Consider the following 20,025-nt stretch of genomic DNA (forward strand, 5'->3'; position numbering starts at 1 on the left):
GCTCGCCGCGCTACCGGCCGCATGTGGCATCGTGACGGCCATGCCGTCGCCGCCAGGTGGATTCGAGGTGCCGCTGTGGCGTGCGCTAGCGGTGTTCAGGCTGGCGTCCCTGGCGTACGTCTGCGTGCTCGCGGTGCGCGACGCCGACCGGTACGCCCACCCGTACGCCGTCGGCGCCCTGATCCTGGTGATGATGACCTGGACCGGCGCGACCGCGATCGGGTACGCCCGGCCGGCCTGGCGCCGCTGGCCGCTGCTGCTGGCCGATCTCGCAGTGGTGCTGGCGATCGTGCTGACCACCCCGTGGGTGGTCGGTCGGGCGGCGCTCGCCACCGGCGTACCCACCATGGGGGTCGCCTGGATGGCCGGCCCGGTGCTGGCCTGGGCCGTCTCCGGCGGCCGTCGGCGGGGCACGGTCGCCGCGCTGCTGGTCGCCGGAGCGGACCTGGCCACCCGGGAGCGGATCGGCCAGTCCTCGTTCACCGGGGTGATCCTCATGCTGCTCGCCGGGGTGGTGGTCGGGCACGTGGCCCGTCTCGCGGCGGCTGCCGAGGAACGGCTGCAACGCGCTGTGGAGTTGGAGGCCGCCACCCGGGAGCGGGAACGACTGGCCCGGGGGATCCACGACTCGGTGCTCCAGGTGCTGGCGCTGGTGCAGCGGCGGGGCGCCGACCTGCCCGGCGAAGCCGGCGAACTGGCCCGGCTGGCCGGCGAGCAGGAAGCCGCGTTGCGGGCGCTGATCGCCGGCACCGGCCCGGCCACCGCAGTGGCCCTGGACGGACCCGAGGCCGCCGCGGTGGACCTGCGGACCCTCCTCGGCCGGTACGCCTCACCGGCGGTGGCGCTCTCCGCCCCGGCCACCCCGGTGCCGCTGCCGCGCCGGGTGGCCGGAGAGTTGGCAGCCGCGACCGGCGCGGCGCTCGACAACGTGGGGCGGCACGCCGGCGGACGCGCCTGGGTGCTGATCGAGGACGAGGGGGAGACGGTGACGGTGTCGATCCGCGACGAAGGGCCGGGCATCCCGGACGGCCGGCTGGCCGAGGCCGCCGCTCAGGGCCGGCTCGGCGTGACCCAGTCGATCCGGGGTCGGGTGGCGGAACTGGGCGGGACGGTGCGGATCGCGTCCGCCCCCGACGCCGGCACCGAGATCGAGCTGACCGTGCCCAGGGCGCAGCGATGAACCCCACCCGGGTCATGGTGGTCGACGACCATCCGATGTGGCGGGAGGGCGTGGCCCGCGACCTGACCGAAGCCGGATTCCTGGTGGTGGCGACAAGCGGCGAGGGGCGACAGGCCATCCGGGTGGCCGCCGCCGCCCGGCCCGACGTCGTCGTCCTCGACCTGCAACTGCCGGACATCTCCGGCGTCGAGGTGATCCTCGGGCTGCGCGCGGCGCTGCCCGACGTGCGGGTGCTGATGCTCAGCGCCAGTGGCGAACAGCAGAGCGTGCTGGACGCGGTCAAGGCGGGGGCCACCGGTTACCTGGTGAAGTCGACAGCGCCCGCGGAGTTCCTCGACGCGGTCCGCCGGACCGCGGCCGGCAACGCGGTCTTCACCCCCGGCCTCGCCGGGCTCGTCCTCGGCGAGTACCGCCGGCTGGCCGCCGGGCCGGGGCAGGGCCCCGACCCGACCGGCGGCGCGGACCCGGCGACGCCCCGGCTCACCGACCGGGAAACCGAGGTGCTGCGGCTGGTGGCGAAGGGAATGTCGTACAAGCAGATCGCGCAGCGGCTCGGGCTGTCGCACCGCACGGTGCAGAACCACGTGCAGAACACCCTGGGCAAGCTCCAACTGCACAACCGCGTCGAGCTGACCCGGTACGCCATCGAGCGCGGCCTGGACGACTGACCCCGGTCAGACCGAGCGCGGCGGCTCCGTCTCGTGGATGGCCAACTCCTCCGCGGTCGCGCCACCGCCAGCGGAACCGGCGTCGTACGCCACCGAGTCGGTCTCCTGGTCGGTGTGCGACCCCTCGTCCGGCTCGACCAGCCGACCCACAGTGGCGTCGGCCACCGTGCCGAGCTGACCGTGGTCGTAGAGGGAGACCGGTGAGTTCGGGTCCGAGGTGGGCCCCGGGTCCATCACGTCGGCGTCCAACTGGGCCTCCGCCGCGGCTTCCAGATTGTCCGCCTCGAAGGCGATCTTCGGGTCGATCGTCCCGGCCAGCGGATCGTCGGCCGGGCGCTCGTAGACCTCGCGGTCGAGCTTGTAGTCCAACGACTCACCGTCGAGCTGCTCCTCGGCGGTCGTCCCGAACCGGTCCACCGCCACCGGCGTCCGATCGCCGGGGAGTTGGGCCGGGTCCGGGCCGTCCGCCTCGCGCCCGGTGAGCACGTCGTCGTTGGCGGTCGAGTCGTCGTCGGCGGTGTCGGGCAGACCTTGCGCCTCGGTGTCGGACACGGGGGTCGGGTACTCGTTGTCGCGCATGTCTGATCACTACCCGCTGCCCTCCCGCCATAACCGGAGCAGCGCAGGCTGTGCGTTGCGGAAACCGGCGGCGGAGGCGAAACGCCGCATCAGCTCAGGTGCGCGACCTCGTCCTCCGGGTGCAGCGCGCACCACACGACCTTGCCGTCCGGTAGGGCGCTGCTGCCCCAGCGACGTGCCACCGTGTCGATCAGCAGCAGGCCCCGCCCGCCGATCCGGTTCGGCGGCGACAGCCCGGCGAACGTCGGCCGACGCGCGGAGTAGTCGCGCACCGCCAGGTGCAGGGCGTCGTCCTGGGGAGCCAGCCGTACCGTCATCGGGGTCCGCGCGTGCGCCACCACGTTGTTCACCATCTCGGTGATCGCGATGCAGGCCGGGTCGACGAGCATCGCCATGCCCCAGCGTCGGCAGCCGGTGGTGACCAGATCACGGGCCTGCCGGGCGGCTCCCACCACCGGGGCCAGTTCGGCGGTGAGCACCGCCGCCATCGGTGCCACCGCGACCGCGACCGCGGCCAACGCGCTGGCCACCGTCGGCCAGGTCGGCACACCGGCCACCATGATCGGCGGGGCCGGTGCCCCGGCGTCCACCTGCTCGGGCCGGTCGACCGTCGGGTCGCACAGCAGCAGATCCACAGCGGGCCAGTCGGCGACCTCGCGGCGAACCTCGGCGAAGACGGCCCGCCCCGCCGGGTCCACGACCCGCAGCCCGGTCACGTCGGCCACCACCGGGCCCGGTCGGTTCCACAGACAGGCGAGCAGCGCGCCGCGTACCGCCTCGGCCGCGGCGGCGTCGAGCGTACCGGTCAGCCGGACCACCGCCGACGAGTCGTCGATCTCCACCAGACAGCTCGACATGATCGCCTCATTGTGCGCGTCGGTGACGGTTCGCGCATTCGGGCGCTCGATGCCGGCCATCAGGGCGCCAACCGGGACCGGCGGTTGATGGCCGCCATGGTGCCGACCGCGGTGCCGGCGGCGGCGAGACCGAACGCGGCGGTCATCCGCACCAACTGACGCCGTCGACCGTTCCAGCCGCCGTCGCGGTGGGCCTGCCCGTCGGCGTCGAAGACGTTGCCGCTGCTGTCCACCCGCGCGCCCGGACCGAACTGCGCGCGGTGCGCGTACCAGCCGAGGGCGCGTTCCACGAGCGCGGGCGCCAGCCGCCACTGGAGGGCGAGCAGGCGGGCAGCCCCACCGGCGTACGCCTCGCGGCGGGGCCGGCGCAGCACCCGGACGATGGTCTCGGCGACCACCTCCGGTGGGTAGATCGGGGGCGGTGGCATCAGTTCCCGTCCGCTGTGGTTGCCCGCGTGCCGGAAGAACGGGGTGTCGATGCTGGCCGGCAGCACCGTGCAGACGGAGATCTGGCCGCGACCGGTGACCCGCAGCTCCTGTCGGACGGTGTCGGCCAACCCACGGATGCCGTGCTTGGTGGCGTTGTACGCCGACTGGTACGGCATGGCCACCTCGGCCAGCACCGAGGCGTTGTTGACGAGCACGCCGCCGCCGGCCGCGCCGAGGTACGGAAGAGCGGCCTTGATGCCGTGCACCGCGCCGAGCAGGTTGACCTCCAGCACCCGGCGGAACTCGGCGACCGGAATCTCGTCGAACAGGCCCACCGCGCTCACTCCGGCGTTGTTCACCCAGGCGTCGATCCGGCCGAACTCCGCAGCCGCCCGATCGGCCAGCCGTTGCACCGACTCCAGGTCGGTCACGTCGGTCGGCACGACGAGCGCCCGGCCGCCCAGCTCCAGGCAGCGCAGCGCGACCTGGCGGAGGGCCGCCTCGCTGCGGGCGGCGAGCACGACGGCTGCGCCCCGGCGGGCCAACGCGTACGCGGTGGCCGTGCCGATCCCGCTTGACGCGCCAGTGATCACCACGGTCGAATCGTCGAGGCTGCGGGTCAGCGGCATTCCTGAGCGGTACCCCCGCCCGGGCCTGGTCATGCCAGGTACCGATTGTCGATCTTCGTGAGAACCCGTGTGGTGTGGTCAATGTGGTTGCCGTGGCGCAAGCGTCGGCGGCACTCGCGGGCACTGTTCCCGATCTGCCAGGTTTCGACTCCCGCTCCCGAGGTTAATGGGACGCTCTGAACGGGAGGACCACTGCCGAGGAAAGATCGCAGGGAGGTGACCCATGCGCGTCAGCCTCGTCTGCGCGCACGCCAGCTCATACCGCCATGCCGACGGCCCACCGGTCGGCACCCGGCAGCACATCGCACGGGTCGCCGCCGAGTTGGCGGAGCGGGGCCATGACGTACGGCTGTACGAGCGCCGGGACGACCCCGGCCTGCCGGCGACTGTGAACGTCGACGGTTACCAGGTGCTCCAGGTGCCCGCCGGCCCGCCCACCCCACTACCCACAGCGAAACTCATCCCGTACGTCACGGAGTTCGGGCGCTGGTTGGCCGACTCGTGGTCCGGCGCCTGGCGGCCCGAGGTGGTGCACGGGCACTACTGGGTCGGTGGTCTGGCCGCCGCGCACGCCGTTCGGGAGACCGACATCCCGGTGGTGCAGACGTTCCACTCGCTCGGCGTCGAGCAGGCGCGCCACCTGGGAGGCCACTACGACGGGCCGGGGGAGCGGATCACGTTGGAACGCGCCCTGACCCGGGCCGTCGACATCGCCGTCGCCCAGTCGAACGACGAGGTCGACGAGCTGACCCGGATGGGCCTGCAACGCAGCTCGGTCGCGCTGGTGCCGGCCGGGGTGGACATCGAGCAGTTCCAGCCCGACGGCGAGGCGGCGCCGCGCGAACAGCGGGCCCGCATCCTCTCGGTCGGCTCGCTGTCCCCGGGGCACGGCCAGGAGGACCTGATCCGGGCGATGCGACTGGTCGGCGACGCCGAGCTGGTGATCGCCGGTGGGCCGCCGGCCGACCAACTGGCCAACCATGCCGAGGCGCGGCGGCTGCGGGAGCTGGCCGAGCAGGTAGGCGTCGTCGACCAGGTACGGCTCGTCGGAGCGGTGCCGCACGACCAGATGGCCACCTGGTACCGCTCGGCGGACGTGGTCGCCTGCACACCGCACTACTCCTCGGCCGGGCGGGTCTCCCTTGAAGCGATGGCCTGCGGGGTGCCGGTGATCGGCTACGCGATGGGCGGCCTGGCGGACGCCGTCGTGGACGAAGTCACGGGCCGCCTGGTGCCCCCCGGCGACGTGCGGGCGCTCGGAGTCTCGCTGCGCCGGCTGCTCGCCGACAACGCCGGCCGGTTCGCCTACGGCCACGCCGCGGTGGACCGGGTGCGCAGCAGCTACACCTGGGAGCGCACCGCCGGCGCGCTGGAGCGCCTCTACGAGCGGGTGGTGAGTCGCCGCAAGCCGGTCGAGGCCTGAGCGGGCCGGTCGGGCGGCCCGGTGTCTCAGCCGGGCCGCCCGGCGACGAGAATGGCCTGGTCGCGGCGGCGCGCCACCGCCCGCTGCTGTTGCGGCTCGGCGTAGCGGGTCAGCCCGATCACCGCGGCCAGGGTGACCAGGAAACCGGCAGCGGCCAGCCACTCCCGGCCCGGCCAGATCTTGTCGTTGAGCAGCAGCAGGCCGACGATCGCGGCCGGCACCGCGCCGGCGGCGTCCATCGCGGCGACCGCGGCGGTCGTCGAACCGCGCTGCATCGCCAGACCGAGGAGAAGCTGACCGACGATCGAGTGGGCGATCAGCAGGTAGAACAGCGGGTCGGCGAGGAACGCCTCCGCGGACGGCGCGGACGCCAGGGGGCGGGCGGCGACCGCCGCCGAGCTGAACGCCAACCCGGCAAGCGAGCCGAGAGCCACCGACCCGGGTGCCCCGCAGAGCCGGACGGCGAACACACCGAGCACCGCGATGACGCCGAGCGCCACCAGCAGGGCGATCGAGCCGGCGGCGCCGAGCTGCTTCGAGGGGGCCGGCCGGGCGGACAGCACCAGAGCGGTGATCCCGGCGAAGAGCAGGGCCAGCAGCACCACCTCCGCCACCGGCAGCCGCCACTTCAGCACCAGCACGCCGAGGATGGCGGTCACACCGAGCCCGGCCGCGACGCTCGCCTGCACCAGGAACAGCGGCAGGTCCCGGCGGGCCAGGAAGGCGAGCACGAACCCGCCGATCTGGCAGCCCAGGCCGACCAGGTACGTCCGGTGCCCGGCGAGACGCAGCAGCAGGCCCGGGTCGAAGGTGTGGTGGACAGTGGTGCGGGCCGCGGCCACCGACTGGAGGAGGTTGGCGAAGCCGTACGCGACGATCATCGCCGCGAGAAAACACCAACCGGAGGAGACCACCTGGCGAGGATAGAGGTTGGCGGGGGTCAGCGCTCGGCTGGTCGATCGAGGCGGCTGAGGATGTCGGGGTGCAGCACACCGTTGGTGGCGACCACGCTGCTGTCGGTGCCCGGCGCGCCGGCCGGAGCCGGTCGACCCCGCAGATCGGTGACCGTGCCACCCGCCTCGGTGACGATCGGCACCAGCGCCGCCACGTCCCACAGTGACAACTCCGGTTCGACCATCACGTCCAGTGCGCCCTCGGCCAGCAGCATGTAGCCGTAGAAGTCGCCGTAGGCCCGACTGCGCCACGTGGCCCGCATCAGGTCCAGCATCGCGTCGAGCCGCCCGGCGCGCTCCCACCCGTCGAGCGACGAGTAGCAGAAGCTGGCATCGGCGATCTTGTGCACCGCGGACACCCCGATCCGCTCGCCGGCCGTGGGGCCCGGACCGGCGTACGCGCCCGCGCCCGCGCTCGCCCACCAGCGCCGGCCCAGCGCCGGTGCGGACACCACGCCGACCGCCGGCCGGTCACCGTCGTAGAGCGCGATCAGGGTGGCCCAGACCGGCACGCCCCGGACGAAGTTCTTGGTGCCGTCGATCGGATCGATGATCCACCGACGGCCGTGCGGGGCGCTGGCCGGCTGCGCGCCGTACTCCTCGCCGAGCAGCCCGTCGGTCGGCCGCTCCGCGGTCAGCAGGGCGCGGATCTCCCGCTCCACGGCGGTGTCCGCGTCCGACACCGGGGTCAGGTCGGGCTTGGCCTCCACCCGCAGGTCGAGCGCGCGGAACCGGGCCGTGGCGATGGCGTCGGCCCGGTCGGCGAGCAGGTGGGCGAGGGCGAGGTCGTCGGCGTACCCGGTCATGCCGGCAACCTAGCCGACGCCCGTCGGCTCACTCGTCGGGCCCGCGCCGGTCACCCTCCCCGGGGCCGCGCTGGTCGCTCTCGCCGCGCGAGTCACCCTCGCCGGCGCGGGAGGCGAGCAACCGGCGGTACGAGGCCAACCGGCGCGGGTCGGCCTTGCCGGCGGCCACCCAGGCGTCCAGCCCGCAGGCGGCCTCGTCGGCCGTGTGCTGGCAGTTGGGCGGGCAGTCGACGGTGCCCTCGACCAGGTCCGGGAAGCCGTGCAACAGGCTGTCGGCCGAGACGTGCGCCAGTCCGAAACTGCGGATCCCGGGAGTGTCGATGATCCAGCCGGGATCGGTGTCGACGCCGGGCACCGGTGGCAACCGCAGCGCCACCGCGCTGGTGGAGGTGTGCCGGCCACGGCCGATCGCGCTGACCACGCCGACCGCGCGCAGGGCGTCCGGGACGAGGCGGTTGACAAGTGTCGACTTGCCCACCCCGGAGTGCCCGACCAGCACCGACACCTTGCCGCTCAGCAGCGCGCGGAGCGCGCCCAGGTCGGAGTCGGGACGGTTGAGCACGTACGGCAGCTCCAACTCGGTGTAGTAACCGAGCACCTCCTCCGGCCCGGCCAGGTCGGCCTTGGTGAGGCAGAGCAGCGGCTCGACGTCCGCGTCGTACGCGGCCACCAGGCAGCGGTCGATGAAACCGGTGCGCGGCGGCGGGTCGGCAAGCGCGCTGACGATCACCAGTTGGTCGGCGTTCGCCACCACCACCCGTTCCAGCCGGCCCTCGGCGGTGGTCTCGTCGTCGTCGGCGGTGCGGCGCAACACCGAGCGGCGCTCGGCGATCCGGACGATCCGGGCGAGAGCGCCCTCCGCCCCGGACGTGTCCCCGACCAGGCTGACCCGGTCGCCCACCACCACCGACTTGCGGCCCAGCTCACGGGCCCGCATCGCGGTCACCGTGGGCAGTTCGGCCCCCACCACGCCGCGCTCGGCACCGGCCAGCACGCACTGGTAGCGCCCCCGGTCGACGGCGATGACGAAGCCGTCCACCGCGTCGTTGTGCTGGGGTCGGGTGCGCGTACGCGGGCGCGACGACTTTCCGGGTCGGACCCGTACGTCGTCCTCGTCGTACTCCCGCCGCTTGGTCGCCAGGACCTGTCCTCTTCTCGCGTCAGCTCTTGCCGGTCACCATCGCTGACCATAGTGCCGGGAACTCGGGCATGGTCTTGGAGGTACACCCCACGTCGTCCAGCTCGATGCCGGGAACGGCGAGCCCGGCCACCGCGGCGGCGTGCGCCATGCGGTGGTCGTGGTAGGTGCGGAAGATCCCGCCGCGCAGGGGGCGGGGCCGGATCTCCAGCCCGTCCGGCGCCTCGGTGATGTCCGCACCGAGGGCGGTGAACTCGCGTGCGAGCGCGGTCAGCCGGTCGGTCTCGTGGCCGCGGATGTGCCCGACGCCGGTGAACACCGACGGCGAGTCGGCAAGCATGGCCAGCGCGGTCAGCGCCGGGGTCAGCTCGCTGACGTCGGAGAGGTCGGCGGTCAGGCCGTGCACCACGCCGGTGCCCCGCACCGTCAGCCCGGTGGTGGAGAGGGTGACCTCGCCGCCCATCCGCTGCAGCAACGAGCGGAGTTGCTCGACGGGCTGGGCGCTGCTGTGCGGCCAGCCCTGCAGGGTCACCTCACCGCCGGTGACCAGGGCGGCGGCGAAGAACGGCACCGCGCCGGAGAGGTCCGGTTCGATCTCCCAGCCGCGCCCGGTGAGCGGGCCGGGCTCGACGGTCCACACGTCGGGGGTGCTGTCGTCGACGGCCGCGCCGGCGGCCCGCAGCATCCGCACCGTCATCCGCAGGTGCGGCGCGGAGGGCACCGGAGGACCGACGTGCCGCACCACGACGCCCCGGTCGAAACGCGGGGCGGCCAGCAACAACGCGGAGACGAACTGGCTGGACACGGACGCGTCGATCACCACCTCCCCGCCGGTGACCCCACCGGTGCCGAACACGGTGAGCGGCAGGCTGCCCGTGCCGGTGACGTCGATCCGGACGCCGAGCGAGCGCAGTGCGCCGACCAGCGGCCCGAGCGGCCGGGTGCGAACGTAGGGGTCGCCGTCGAAGGTGACCGGCCCGTCGGTCAGCCCGGCCACCGGCGGCACGAACCGCATCACGGTGCCGGCCAGGCCCACGTCGACGTGTGCGGGGCCGACAAGCGGGTGCGGCCGGACCAGCCAGCGCTCGTCGTCGCTGATCGACACGTACGCGCCCATCGCCCGCAGGCCGGCGGCCATCAACTCGGTGTCGCGGGCCCGCAGCGGCTCGGCAAGCGTCGACGGTCCGGCGGCCAGCGCGCTGAGCACCAGGGCGCGCGCGGTCATCGATTTGGACCCGGGCAGGCGCAGCGTCGCCGCCACCGGGTTGGACGCGGTCGGTGCGCTCCACGGCTGTGGTGGCCGGGTCGCGGTCAGATTCCCCACGGTTACATTCTGCCGTGTTGGCCGGCCGGCGGCAGGAAGCGGTGGTCGTACTCCCGGTTGGCGGGACAGCCGGCGGGGGCGGGACGCGTTAGCGTGTGGTCCATGTGCGGCAGGTACGCGACGACCCGGAGCTCCGGTGAGCTGAGCGCGCTGTTCGAGTCGTCCGACGACACCGACGGCCTGCTCCGACCGGATCACAACGTCGCGCCGACCGACCCGGTGCCACTGGTCCGGGTCAGCCCCGAGGGGCACCGCAGCCTCTGTGTCGGTCGCTGGGGTCTGCTGCCGCACTGGTCCCGGTCTCCCGCCGGGGCGGCCCGCATGATCAATGCGCGGGCGGAGACGGTGGCCACCAGTCGGGCGTACGCCGGGTCGTTCTCCCGTCGCCGCTGCCTGGTCCCGGCGGACGGCTGGTACGAGTGGGTCCGTCGGCCCGACGGTGGGCGACAGGCGTACTACATGACGCCCAGGGACGGCTCGGTGCTCGCCCTGGCCGGCATCTGGTCGCTCTGGCAGTCCGAGGCCGACACCCGGCTCACCTTCAGCGTGCTGACCACCGCGGCGCTCGGCGATCTGGCCGAGGTGCACGACCGGATGCCGGTGCTGCTGTCGCCCGAGCGCTGGTCGTCGTGGCTGGCGCCGACCGACGAGCCCGAGCGGCTGCTCGTCCCGACGTCGGCGGAGCGGCTCGCGGGGTTGGAGATCAGGCCGGTGGGGGCGGCGGTGGGCGACGTCCGCAATGACGGGCCCCGATTGACCGCCCGGGTGTCTGTGGAGCCAGCGGTGACGCCGCAGGAGCTGACCCTGTTCTGAGACCGACCGACGCACATCGTCAAGCGCCGATTTGCCAGGGTTGCGCGCGATTCGTCTCCTGGCCGTTCAGTCATGTTCTCGGCAGACCCTTGTCTCGGCGTTGTGAAGTGCGATAGAACACAGCGCCGGTAGTGGCTGTCGATTCGCACGGGGCGAACGACGTCCACCGATCTTGCCGGTCCCACGGGGGAGGTGGGTGGATGACACGGGCGCGTATGCCTCGCCCGCACGAGGTGGCTGCGGCGCGGCGAGATCCGCGACTGCTGCGGGCCGTGCGGGAACGGCGACAGGACGACGCGTGGCGCACCAGAGGCACCTGTCAGAGCGTCGATCCGGAGACATTCTTTCCGGCACCGAACGAACCGGCGGACGCCGCCGTCGCGCTGTGCCGCAGTTGTGATGTGCAGGGGTCCTGCCTGGCCTGGGCCCTCGACGTCGGTGACTGCCACGGGGTGTGGGGTGCCACCACACCGCGCGAGCGGCGGGCGATGCTCGTCGCCTGGCGTGGCGAGGTCGATCCGGCCCCGGACGCCGTCGACGACGCCGGCCCGCCTGTGCGGGATCGGTTGCTCACCCTGGTCCCGTTGAGCTGATCAGTTCACCCGGCCCGCACCCGTCGCCGGTCAGGCGGCGCAGAATGGGTCGGTGCTGCCCAGCGACGAGATCGACACCCCGCGTGGTCCGGCGCGGATCGACACCGACCTGCCGTCCGGTCCGGCCACCGCTCTGCTCGTGCTCGGGCACGGCGCGGGCGGCAGCGTCGACGCTCCCGACCTGCTCGCGGTCCGGGACGCGGCGGTCGCGGCCGGCCTGGCGGTGGTGCGGGTGACCCAGCCCTACCAGGTCGCCGGTCGACGTGCGCCGGCACCGGCAGGTCACCTCGACGAGGCCTGGACGGCGGTGCTCGCCGTGCTGCGTGACCGGCACGCCGACGTGCCGACGGTGCTGGTCGGTGGCCGTTCCAGTGGCGCTCGGGTGGCCTGCCGCACGGCCCGTGCGGTGGGTGCGGCAGGTGTGGTCGCGTTGGCCTTTCCGCTGCACCCACCCGGGCGGCCGGAGCGCTCGCGGGCCGCCGAACTGGACACCGGCCTGCCGACGCTCGTCGTCAACGGCGACCGGGACCCGTTCGGGACACCGGAGCCGGGGCCGACCGTGCGCGTGGTGACCCGTCCTGGGGAGACGCACGACCTGCGGCGGGATCCGGGCGGCACCGCTGCCCTCGTCCGGGACTGGCTGCGCGCCCAGGGCTGGGCGCCCACCTGATCCGGTCGACCCCCGGCGCGCCCGGGCGACCGTTTCCGGTGCCGGGCGCGGGTCGTTGCATCCGATGGTGCCGCCGGCCCGATCCGGACCGGCGACACCAGTCCTCCCAGGCCCTTCCTGGTCCCAGCGCCGGCCGCCGCCGGGGCCGGGACCAGGAACGGGAGGCCACCCGGAATGCCCCAGTGGTCATCTCGCGTTACTAACCCCGGACGACTTTTCTGCGAGGGGGGTGACCGGTGCCGACCGAGACACGAAGCCTGCAACGGGACGAGCGGGACGCCCGGCAGCTCAAGCGGCTGCTGGATGCTCCGGATTGGCCCGCGACGGCGGGACCGGGCGGGGTGGGTGCGGTGAGCACTGGCACACCGGCCGGAAGTGAATCTGCGGGCAGGTCCGTGCGCGTATCCTCGGCGGGAAAGCATCCGACGCGAGGGGATGTGCGGTTGACCACCGAGAAGACGGACGAGCGCAGGGCCCGATTCGAGCGGGACGCGATGCCATTCGTCGATCAGCTCTACGCTGCTGGGCTGCGGATGACACGCAACCCGGCGGATGCCGAGGACCTGGTCCAGGAGACGTACCTGAAGGCGTACGCGGCCTTCCACCAGTTCGAGCAGGGCACGAACCTGAAGGCCTGGCTCTACCGGATCCTGACCAACACCTACATCAACTCCTACCGCAAGCGGCAGCGCCAGCCGATCCAGGCGCCCACCGAGGAGATCACCGACTGGCAGCTTGCCGAGGCCGAGTCGCACACCTCCAGTGGGTTGCGCTCCGCCGAGACAGAGGCACTGGACCGGCTGCCGGACAGCGACGTCAAGGAGGCCCTCCAGCAGTTGCCGGAGGAGTTCCGCCTGGCCGTGTACCTCACCGATGTCGAGGGCTTCTCCTACAAGGAGGTCGCGGACATCATGGGCACGCCGATCGGCACGGTGATGTCGCGTCTGCACCGGGGCCGTCGTAATCTGCGCAAGTTGCTTGAGCGCTACGCCGGGGAGCGGGGCTTCAGTGCGGCCCGCTCGTCCAAGGGCTCCACCGCTGCCGCCGGCCGGGAGGTGTGACGTGAGCTGTGGGGAGCCGCACGAGACGGATTGCCGCGAAGTCCTCGCGGAGGTCTACCTCTACCTGGATCTGGAGTGCGCCGACGAGCGGCGCTCGCTGATCCGGCACCACCTGGACGAGTGCGGGCCCTGCCTGCGCGAGTACGGGCTCGAGCAGGAGGTGCGGGCGTTGGTGGCTCGGTGCTGCGGCAACGAGACCGCCCCGGACGAGCTGCGCGAGCGACTGCGGGTGAAGCTCACCGAGCTGGTGGTCTTCGAGACGAGTGATTCCCGCGAGCTGGCCGACTGAGCGTCGGCGCGGCACAGCGTCAAGACCGGTGGCCCGGGTCGTTGTCGACCCGGGCCACCGGTGTACCCGGCGTCGGCCGGGTCGAGCTGATCGGTGACGGGCCGCCGGCCCGTCGACCCGTTCAGGAGTTGGGACGCTTGCCGTGGTTCGCGGCGCTCTTCTTACGAGCCTTCTTCTTCCGGGACTTCTTCGCCATGCTGACCTCCTCGTGATTGGGGCGGATCCGTACTGCCCACGACCTCGGCGTCGGTGCACCCACCGGCGGCCCGGCATCGGGTCCGACCCGCTGATGGTAGTGCGGTCGACACCCGCCTCCTTTCCCCGGGGCGGGTGCGCCATCCCGGCCGTGCCGCTGCGCGTCCACCGGCGGACGTCGCATGATTGGATACGTCGGCAGGCACATCGCGAAAAGGGAGGGCCCGGACATGGCCGAGGAGATCCGCGCCGAGATGGTGGCGAACGTCTGGAAGGTCGTCGCCACGGCGGGTGACACCGTGGCCGAGGGCGACACCCTGGTGATCCTCGAGTCGATGAAGATGGAGATTCCGGTCGTCGCCGAGTCCGACGGTGTGCTCGAACAGCTCGCGGTCCACGAGGGCGACGTCGTGCAGGACGGCGATCTCATCGCGGTGATTGCTTGACCGGCGTGCGGGTCCGTCCGGCCGAGCCGGCCGACTTCCCGGCGGTGGCCCGGCTGACCGTGGCCGCGTACGAGGCGGACGGCCAGCTCAAGGGCGAACACGGGTACGGCGAGGTGTTGGCGGACGTGCCGACCCGGGCCGCCAGCGGCGCGGTGCTGGTCGCGGTCGACGAGGTGACCGGGGCGGTGCTCGGCTCGGTGACCTTCGTGCTGCCGGGCACCCCGTTCGCCGAGCTGTCCGGGCCGGGCGAGGCGGAGTTCCGGATGCTCGCTGTCGACCCGGGCGCCCAGGGGCGGGGTGTCGGTGCGGCACTGGTGCGGGCGTGCGTCGCGCGCGCGGCCGGGCTGGGCTGCACGGCACTGGTGATCTGTTTCCGGGCCGGGCTGGCCGATACCGCGTACCGGCTCTACTCGCGGCTCGGGTTCGTGCGCGCACCGGAGAAGGACTGGTCGCCGATGGCGGGCGTGGACCTGCTCGGTCTGCGACTGGACCTGACGCGCGGCTGAGCCGCCGACCGATCAGCCCAGACCGGCGGCGGACACGTCGCGGTCGCTCACGTCGGCTTCGGTGCCGATGGCGGCCAACAACTCGTCGGCCACCTCCAGGGCGATCTTGCGGCGTTCGTCGTCGCCGATGTGCGGCGCGCGGACCGCGAACCAGCTCGTGTGCACCGCGAAGATCGAGAGCGCGGCGCGAAGCTGGGCGGCGGGGGAGTCGTCGCCCCGGCAGAGCGCGTCGGCAAGCGCCAGCATCCGACCGCGCATCTGTTGGCCGGCGGAGAGACTCTTGAGCGCGGTCTGGTTCTGCTCGAAGAAACGCATCACCGACGGCTGGGTGCCGTCGAACATCGTGTCCGCGTACCGGGAGATCAGCTCGCGGCGGGTGTCCAGGGTGGCGGGCTGCGTCGCGGCCCAGGCGTTCAGCTCGTCCATTCGCTCCAGCCGGTCCTCGACGAAGCTGGCGACGATGTCGTCCTTGCTCTTGAAGTGGTAGTAGAGCGCCGCCTTGGTGACGTTGAGGCGCTCGGCGATCTCCCGCAGCGAGGTCTTCTCGTACCCCTGCTCGGTGAAGAGTTCGAGCGCGACGGCCTTGATCCGCTCCCGCGTCCCGCCTGTGCTCTCTCTCACCCACGCCCCCCAAATGGCTTGACCGCATCTTCCTACCCAACTTACCGTGCGGCTAGTAAGGTGACTAGCCGGGCGGCAAGTAAGTATGGCAATTTTCAGGGGGAGCTTACCCATGACTCAGGCAACCCAGGCCGGCGTACGACCCAACAACATCCGGGTCGTGCTGTTCGGGCTGATGATCGCGATGATGCTCGCGATGCTCGACAACATGATCGTCAGCACCGCGCTACCGCGGATCGTCGGCGAGTTCGGCGGCCTCAACCACTTCACCTGGGTGGTGACCGCGTACGTCCTGGGCACCACCGTCTCCACCCCGATCTGGGGCAAGCTCGGTGACCTCTACGGCCGCAAGTCCGTCTTCCTGACCTCGGTCGTCATCTTCCTCGTCGGCTCCGCCCTCTGCGGCATGGCCGGCTCCGGGATGCTCGGCGGCCCGCAGGACGGCATGGTCCAGCTCATCGCCTTCCGTGCCGTGCAGGGTCTCGGCGCCGGTGGGCTCATGGTCGGCGTGATGGCGATCATCGGTGACCTGGTCCCGCCCCGCGAGCGTGGGCGCTACCAGGGCATGATCGCCGGCATCATGGCCATCGCCATGGTCGCCGGGCCGCTGGCCGGTGGCTTCATCACCGACCACCTCTCCTGGCGGTGGGCGTTCTACGTGAACCTGCCGCTGGGCGGGATCGCGCTGCTCGTGTTGATCACCACCATGCACCTGCCGAAGTACCGCACCGAGCACCGGATCGACTGGCTCGGGGCCGGGCTGCTCTCCATCGGCATCACCGCGATCGTGCTCATCACCACCTGGGGCGGCAACGAGTACGACTGGACGTCGCCGCAGATCCTCGGCCTGGCCGTGCTGGGCGTGCTCACGTTGGTGGCGTTCGGTCTGGTGGAGCGCCATGTCCAGGAGCCCATCCTACCGTTGGCGCTCTTCGCGAACCGCAACTTCGCGCTGATCTCGGTGATCGGCTTCCTGCTCGGCTTCGCGATGTTCGGCGCGATGAACTTCCTGCCGCTCTACCAGCAGACGGTGCAGGGGGCGTCGGCGACCAACAGTGGTCTGCTGCTGCTGCCCCTGATGTTCGGCATGCTCGTCGTCTCGCTTGTCATCGGCCGGGCGATCACCAAGAACGGTAGGTACCGGGCGTACCCGATCGTCGGTGGCGTCGTGATGACGGGAGGCATGGGCCTGCTGTCCATGCTCGACACCGACACCAGCAAGCTGATGTCCTCGCTGTACATGATCGTGCTCGGCGTCGGCATGGGCTTCCTGATGCAGACGTCGATGCTCATCGCCCAGAACAGCGTGGAGCAGAAGGACCTCGGCGCGGCCAGCGGCGCGGCCACCTTCTTCCGGTCGATCGGCGGCTCGTTCGGCATCTCGCTGTTCGGCGCGATCTTCGCCAACCGGCTGGCCAGCTCCGAGGGCGGTCGGGCCTTCGGCGGCGAGTCCGGCGGCGCGGGGATGGACCTGGAGAAGCTCAAGGACCTGCCCGCCCAGGCGCGTGAGCTGGTGCTCGGTGGCCTCTCGGACGCGATCTCGCACGTGTTCCTCTGGGCGGTGCTGTTCACCATCGCGATCCCGGTGCTTGCCTGGTTCATCAAGGAGATCCCGCTGCGTACCGCCAACGAGGCGCCGCCGCAGGCCACTCCGGAAGAGGAAGCCGAGATCGCCCTCGGCAAGGCAGCTCCGGTCGCCTGACCCGACCTCCGCACCGCACGCCGCGTCGCCCCGTCCGGGTCGGCGCGGCGTGCCCCGTTTCCCGCGACCGCGCGCCTAGCGGGCGCGGGCGCCGAGCAGGCGCTGCCAGAGGCGGCGTAGCGGGTTACGGGGACGGGGGAGTTGGGGCGAGAGGGTGCCGAGCAGTTCGGTGGCCAGTGCCGCGCTGGCCTTGTCCAGCTCCGGGACGGCAAGCGCCAGGTGGGCGAGCGAGGCGGCGATCGGGACCGGTCGGGCCCGAGCGACGGCGGCCGCGTCGGCGAGCCGCTCGGCCACCACCCGGGCCACGTCCGACCGTACGGAGGGATCCACCCAGGCGGCCGTGACCAGGGCGAACAGCGCCGCCTCGGTGACCCAGTCCTCGACGTCCCAGATCAGGTCGAGCAGCACGCGGCGCCGGGTCGAGCCTTCCCACGGCTCGTCGGTGCGGTGGTGCAGCAGGCCCAGGCAGGCCCACACCTGCACGCCACGGACCCACATCGACGGGTCGTGGGCGGCCAGCAGTCGACCCACCGCGTTGGCCGGCGCCGCCGGCGGGTGCACCAGCAGGCCGAGCAGGTCCGTCACGTCGAGGCCGGCGAGGCCCACCGCCGCGTCGTACGCCGCCGGTGGGTGCGGCCACGCCGGGTGGGCGAGCTGACCGATCCGTTCGACAGCCGTCGCCGAGGGCGCCGGTAGTGCGGGCGTGGGCATGTTGTCCGCGTAGTGCCACAACCGCTGGGCGGACGCCCGCCGGGGCTCGCGCGGGTCCGGCTCCGACGAGCCGACGACGTCGATCCGCAGTCCGGGGGCGGTGGACGTCGCCGTTCGGACGGCGCTCGGCGGGGCTGCGGCGGGCAGGCGTACGGCGTTGCCGGATCCGTTGTCGTCATCGGCCACCGCCTGGCGCATCGCGTCGACCAGGGGACCGCCGGCCGGGGTCAGTTGGCCGAGCCAGGGTCGGCCGCGGCAGCACTGGGCCAGGTCACCATGCTCGTGGCTGTCGTCGGGGTGGTCGCGGACGAAGTCGGCGAGCGCGACCAGGTGGGCCAGGTCGCCGTCGCGCAGGTGCCGCAGCCGGTGGGCGGTGTGCACCGCGCAGTCGAAGGACGGGTCGCGCGCCAGCGCCCGCTCGGTCCACTCCAGCGCCTCGTCCAGCCGGCCGATCTCGGCCAGCGTGCCGGCGATGTCCGCGTAGATCGCCAGGTCGTCCGGGTCCAGCTCGACGGCCCGACCGAGGGCGGCGAGGCCGTCGCGGGTCCGGCCCGCGCTGCGGTACGCGTACCCGAGCCAGACCTCGCCCATCTTCGAGGGTTGTGCGCGTACCCCTCGGGTGGCCCACCGCACCGCCAGCGCGGCCTCACCGAGCCGCCGGGCCAGCGCGGACGCCGCGCCCAGCAGCAGGCCGTGCTCGGGGTGGACGGTGGCCGCGTTGCGGGCCAGTGTGAGGTACGGCGTGAGGGCGCCCCGGTCGACCCGCGGCACCGGGTCCGGCAGCGCGGCGCAGACCTGCATGAGGATCCGGGCGATGTGCTCCGGGTCCAGCCGTTCGGCCAGCTCGGGCGCGGTGACCCAGGGAACGCCCGCCCACTGGGTGCCGGGCGCGTACGCGGTCGCGGCGGCCAGCAGCTCCAGCCCCTCGGCGGGACGGCCGGCGGTGGCGAGCAGGTGGGCGCGGGCGACGACCGCGCCCACGAAGGTGTGATGGGTGATCGGGAACAGGCCGAGGCCACCGCCGCTGACGGCGGCGAGCCGGGCCAGGGTCTCGTGCACCTCCGGGAGGGTGGGGGCCTGTGCCAGCGCGCCGGCGAGGTGGCCGGCGGCGTGGTGCAGGTCGCCCTCGTCGAGTGCCAGCCGGGCCAGCGCCAGCTCCTCCGTCGCGGAGAGCGCGGGGTCGTCCGTTCCCTCGGGCACGTCGTCCTCTCGTCGCTGGGCCAGGCCGGGTGCAGCACACCAAGCTTAGTTGATATTGAGATCAACTGGTGATCATCTGCGCACTCCTGCTCGTTCGATTGCTGAGATTCCGTTAAAAGTGCAAGACTGAGCAAGAATCGCGCGGCAACCGCGCAGGGGGAGGGGTTTCCGTGACACGTGCAGGGGTCGGCATGGCCGCCGACATCGACGAGCAGCCGGCTGGTTACGCGCGCCTGCTCTCGGCCGCCAACGCCGCCGAGATCGCCCGGGTGGCGGCGGTCATCGCCGAACGTCGCCCACGGCACGTGGTCTTCACCGCCCGCGGCACCTCCGACCACGCGGCCCTCTACGGGGCGTACCTGACCGAGATCCGGCTCGGCCTGCCCGCCGGGCTCGCCTCGCCAAGCGTCGTCACCCTGTTCGGGGCCCGACCCGACCTGTCCGACGCGCTTGTCGTCGGGGTCAGCCAGAGCGGCGGCTCACCCGACCTGGCCGAGGTGTTGCGCGCCGCCCGCGCCTCCGGCGCGCTGACCCTCGCGGTGACCAACGCGCCAGAGTCGCCGCTCGTGGACGTGGCCGAACTGAGCGTCGACATCGCCGCCGGGCACGAGCGGGCCGTGGCCGCCACCAAGACGTACACCGCCGAGCTGCTCGCCCTGCTGATGCTCGTCGAGGGGATCCGGGCCGGCGACGGCGTGCTCCCCGCCGCCGAACGGGAGGCGCTCGACGCGCTGCCCGAGTTGGCCGCCCGCACCCTGGCCGACGACACCCCGGCCCGGCTCGCGCCGCGCTACCGGTTCGCCCGCCAACTGGTCACCACCGGCCGGGGGTACGCCTACCCGACCGCCCGGGAGGCGGCGCTGAAACTGATGGAGACCTCGTACCTGCCGGCCCTCGCCTTCTCCGGTGCCGACCTGCTGCACGGCCCGCTCGCGATGACCGATCCGGAGGTCCCGGTGCTCGCCGTGGTCGGCTCCGGGCCGGGGGGACGCTCGATGGGCGAGGTGCTGCCCCGCCTCGGCGAACGCCGCGCCGACGTCGTGGTGGTCGGCTCCGCCGACGTGCCGGGCGCCACCCGGCTGGCCGTCCCCGAGGTCGACGAGCGGTACGCCCCACTGTTGGACATCCTGCCGTTGCAGCGGTTGGCGCTGGCCCTGGCGCTCACCCGAGGCGAGGACCCGGACGCGCCGCGCGGGTTGAAGAAGGTCACCGCGACGATGTGAGGGGCGGCG

General features: G+C 72.7%; 21 protein-coding genes and 1 pseudogene. 13 read left to right on the forward strand and 9 right to left on the reverse strand.

The features are described 5' to 3' along the window. Nucleotides 1-40: 40 nt before the first annotated feature. Nucleotides 41-1,180, forward strand: coding sequence for a DUF5931 domain-containing protein (locus AB0F61_RS09395; protein WP_357806107.1), 1,140 nt, complete (start codon nucleotides 41-43; stop codon nucleotides 1,178-1,180). Beyond that, nucleotides 1,177-1,848: a response regulator transcription factor gene (locus tag AB0F61_RS09400; RefSeq protein ID WP_357806110.1), complete on the forward strand. Its 672-nt coding sequence runs from the start codon at nucleotides 1,177-1,179 to the stop codon at nucleotides 1,846-1,848. Before AB0F61_RS09395 ends, AB0F61_RS09400 begins: the two co-directional genes overlap by 4 nt. A 6-nt stretch (nucleotides 1,849-1,854) precedes the next feature. Here AB0F61_RS09400 and AB0F61_RS09405 read toward each other — a convergent pair whose 3' ends face one another. The 3 genes from AB0F61_RS09405 to AB0F61_RS09415 all read right to left on the reverse strand — a co-directional run bounded on the left by AB0F61_RS09405 (nucleotide 1,855) and on the right by AB0F61_RS09415 (nucleotide 4,342). Then, nucleotides 1,855-2,427 (reverse strand): DUF5709 domain-containing protein, encoded by a 573-nt coding sequence (locus AB0F61_RS09405; protein WP_112583682.1) that lies wholly within the window; start codon nucleotides 2,425-2,427, stop codon nucleotides 1,855-1,857. Nucleotides 2,428-2,516: 89 nt separating this feature from the next. Next, on the reverse strand, nucleotides 2,517-3,284 hold the full coding sequence (locus AB0F61_RS09410) for an ATP-binding protein (RefSeq protein WP_357806113.1): 768 nt from the start codon (nucleotides 3,282-3,284) through the stop codon (nucleotides 2,517-2,519). A 59-nt stretch (nucleotides 3,285-3,343) separates the two neighbouring features. After that, on the reverse strand, nucleotides 3,344-4,342 hold the full coding sequence (locus tag AB0F61_RS09415; protein WP_357806116.1) for an SDR family oxidoreductase: 999 nt from the start codon (nucleotides 4,340-4,342) through the stop codon (nucleotides 3,344-3,346). Between the two features lie 223 nt (nucleotides 4,343-4,565). Between AB0F61_RS09415 and AB0F61_RS09420 the strand changes: the two genes are divergently transcribed. Beyond that, a complete protein-coding gene (locus tag AB0F61_RS09420; protein WP_357806119.1) occupies nucleotides 4,566-5,765 on the forward strand; it encodes a glycosyltransferase in 1,200 nt (399 codons plus the stop codon). Here the strand turns inward: AB0F61_RS09420 and AB0F61_RS09425 are convergent. From AB0F61_RS09425 to aroA, 4 genes and pseudogenes are all read right to left on the reverse strand, one after another. Beyond that, nucleotides 5,723-6,646 (reverse strand): annotated as a pseudogene (locus AB0F61_RS09425) (hypothetical protein). The gene AB0F61_RS09420 and the pseudogene AB0F61_RS09425 overlap by 43 nt on opposite strands. A 59-nt stretch (nucleotides 6,647-6,705) precedes the next feature. Further along, nucleotides 6,706-7,524, reverse strand: a complete 819-nt coding sequence (hisN, locus tag AB0F61_RS09430; RefSeq protein WP_357806121.1) for a histidinol-phosphatase — start codon at nucleotides 7,522-7,524, stop codon at nucleotides 6,706-6,708. A 28-nt stretch (nucleotides 7,525-7,552) separates the two neighbouring features. Beyond that, a complete protein-coding gene (gene rsgA, locus AB0F61_RS09435) occupies nucleotides 7,553-8,563 on the reverse strand; it encodes a ribosome small subunit-dependent GTPase A (protein WP_357246681.1) in 1,011 nt (336 codons plus the stop codon). A gap of 121 nt (nucleotides 8,564-8,684) precedes the next feature. Beyond that, on the reverse strand, nucleotides 8,685-9,986 hold the full coding sequence (gene aroA / locus AB0F61_RS09440; RefSeq protein WP_357806125.1) for a 3-phosphoshikimate 1-carboxyvinyltransferase: 1,302 nt from the start codon (nucleotides 9,984-9,986) through the stop codon (nucleotides 8,685-8,687). Nucleotides 9,987-10,088: 102 nt separating this feature from the next. Here aroA and AB0F61_RS09445 point away from each other — a divergent pair, with 102 nt between their 5' ends. From AB0F61_RS09445 to AB0F61_RS09480, 8 genes are all read left to right on the forward strand, one after another. Then, nucleotides 10,089-10,799, forward strand: coding sequence for an SOS response-associated peptidase (locus AB0F61_RS09445; RefSeq protein WP_357806128.1), 711 nt, complete (start codon nucleotides 10,089-10,091; stop codon nucleotides 10,797-10,799). Between the two features lie 200 nt (nucleotides 10,800-10,999). Beyond that, nucleotides 11,000-11,392 (forward strand): WhiB family transcriptional regulator, encoded by a 393-nt coding sequence (locus AB0F61_RS09450; protein WP_357806131.1) that lies wholly within the window; start codon nucleotides 11,000-11,002, stop codon nucleotides 11,390-11,392. Between the two features lie 52 nt (nucleotides 11,393-11,444). Next, entirely contained in the window at nucleotides 11,445-12,062 is a 618-nt protein-coding gene (locus AB0F61_RS09455; protein ID WP_357806134.1) for an alpha/beta family hydrolase, read from the forward strand. A gap of 236 nt (nucleotides 12,063-12,298) precedes the next feature. After that, entirely contained in the window at nucleotides 12,299-13,123 is an 825-nt protein-coding gene (locus AB0F61_RS09460; RefSeq protein WP_357806137.1) for a sigma-70 family RNA polymerase sigma factor, read from the forward strand. Nucleotide 13,124: 1 nt separating this feature from the next. Continuing rightward, nucleotides 13,125-13,412 carry a mycothiol system anti-sigma-R factor gene (rsrA, locus tag AB0F61_RS09465; RefSeq protein WP_030336658.1) on the forward strand — a complete coding sequence of 96 codons (288 nt, stop codon included), beginning with the start codon at nucleotides 13,125-13,127 and terminating at the stop codon, nucleotides 13,410-13,412. A 41-nt stretch (nucleotides 13,413-13,453) separates the two neighbouring features. Then, nucleotides 13,454-13,624 (forward strand): hypothetical protein, encoded by a 171-nt coding sequence (locus AB0F61_RS09470; protein ID WP_357806139.1) that lies wholly within the window; start codon nucleotides 13,454-13,456, stop codon nucleotides 13,622-13,624. A gap of 213 nt (nucleotides 13,625-13,837) precedes the next feature. After that, nucleotides 13,838-14,053 (forward strand): biotin/lipoyl-binding carrier protein, encoded by a 216-nt coding sequence (locus AB0F61_RS09475; protein ID WP_357403262.1) that lies wholly within the window; start codon nucleotides 13,838-13,840, stop codon nucleotides 14,051-14,053. Then, nucleotides 14,050-14,559, forward strand: coding sequence for a GNAT family N-acetyltransferase (locus AB0F61_RS09480; RefSeq protein WP_357806143.1), 510 nt, complete (start codon nucleotides 14,050-14,052; stop codon nucleotides 14,557-14,559). The genes AB0F61_RS09475 and AB0F61_RS09480 overlap by 4 nt, the downstream gene beginning before the upstream one ends. Nucleotides 14,560-14,571: 12 nt before the next feature. Here the strand turns inward: AB0F61_RS09480 and AB0F61_RS09485 are convergent, their stop codons facing one another. Continuing rightward, nucleotides 14,572-15,180, reverse strand: coding sequence for a helix-turn-helix domain-containing protein (locus AB0F61_RS09485; RefSeq protein ID WP_357806146.1), 609 nt, complete (start codon nucleotides 15,178-15,180; stop codon nucleotides 14,572-14,574). 112 nt (nucleotides 15,181-15,292) lie between these two features. On the opposite strand from AB0F61_RS09485, the gene AB0F61_RS09490 reads away from it, so the two are divergent. Beyond that, nucleotides 15,293-16,882, forward strand: a complete 1,590-nt coding sequence (locus tag AB0F61_RS09490) for an MDR family MFS transporter (RefSeq protein WP_357806148.1) — start codon at nucleotides 15,293-15,295, stop codon at nucleotides 16,880-16,882. 75 nt (nucleotides 16,883-16,957) lie between these two features. Here the strand turns inward: AB0F61_RS09490 and AB0F61_RS09495 are convergent, their stop codons facing one another. Then, complete coding sequence (locus AB0F61_RS09495; RefSeq protein WP_357806151.1) at nucleotides 16,958-18,793, reverse strand: tetratricopeptide repeat protein; 1,836 nt, start codon at nucleotides 18,791-18,793, stop codon at nucleotides 16,958-16,960. Between the two features lie 191 nt (nucleotides 18,794-18,984). Here AB0F61_RS09495 and AB0F61_RS09500 point away from each other — a divergent pair, with 191 nt between their 5' ends. Then, complete coding sequence (locus AB0F61_RS09500) at nucleotides 18,985-20,016, forward strand: SIS domain-containing protein (RefSeq protein ID WP_357806537.1); 1,032 nt, start codon at nucleotides 18,985-18,987, stop codon at nucleotides 20,014-20,016. Nucleotides 20,017-20,025 lie beyond the last annotated feature (9 nt).

This window comes from Micromonospora sp. NPDC023888 (assembly GCF_040639415.1).
In the GTDB taxonomy this organism is placed as follows: domain Bacteria; phylum Actinomycetota; class Actinomycetes; order Mycobacteriales; family Micromonosporaceae; genus Micromonospora.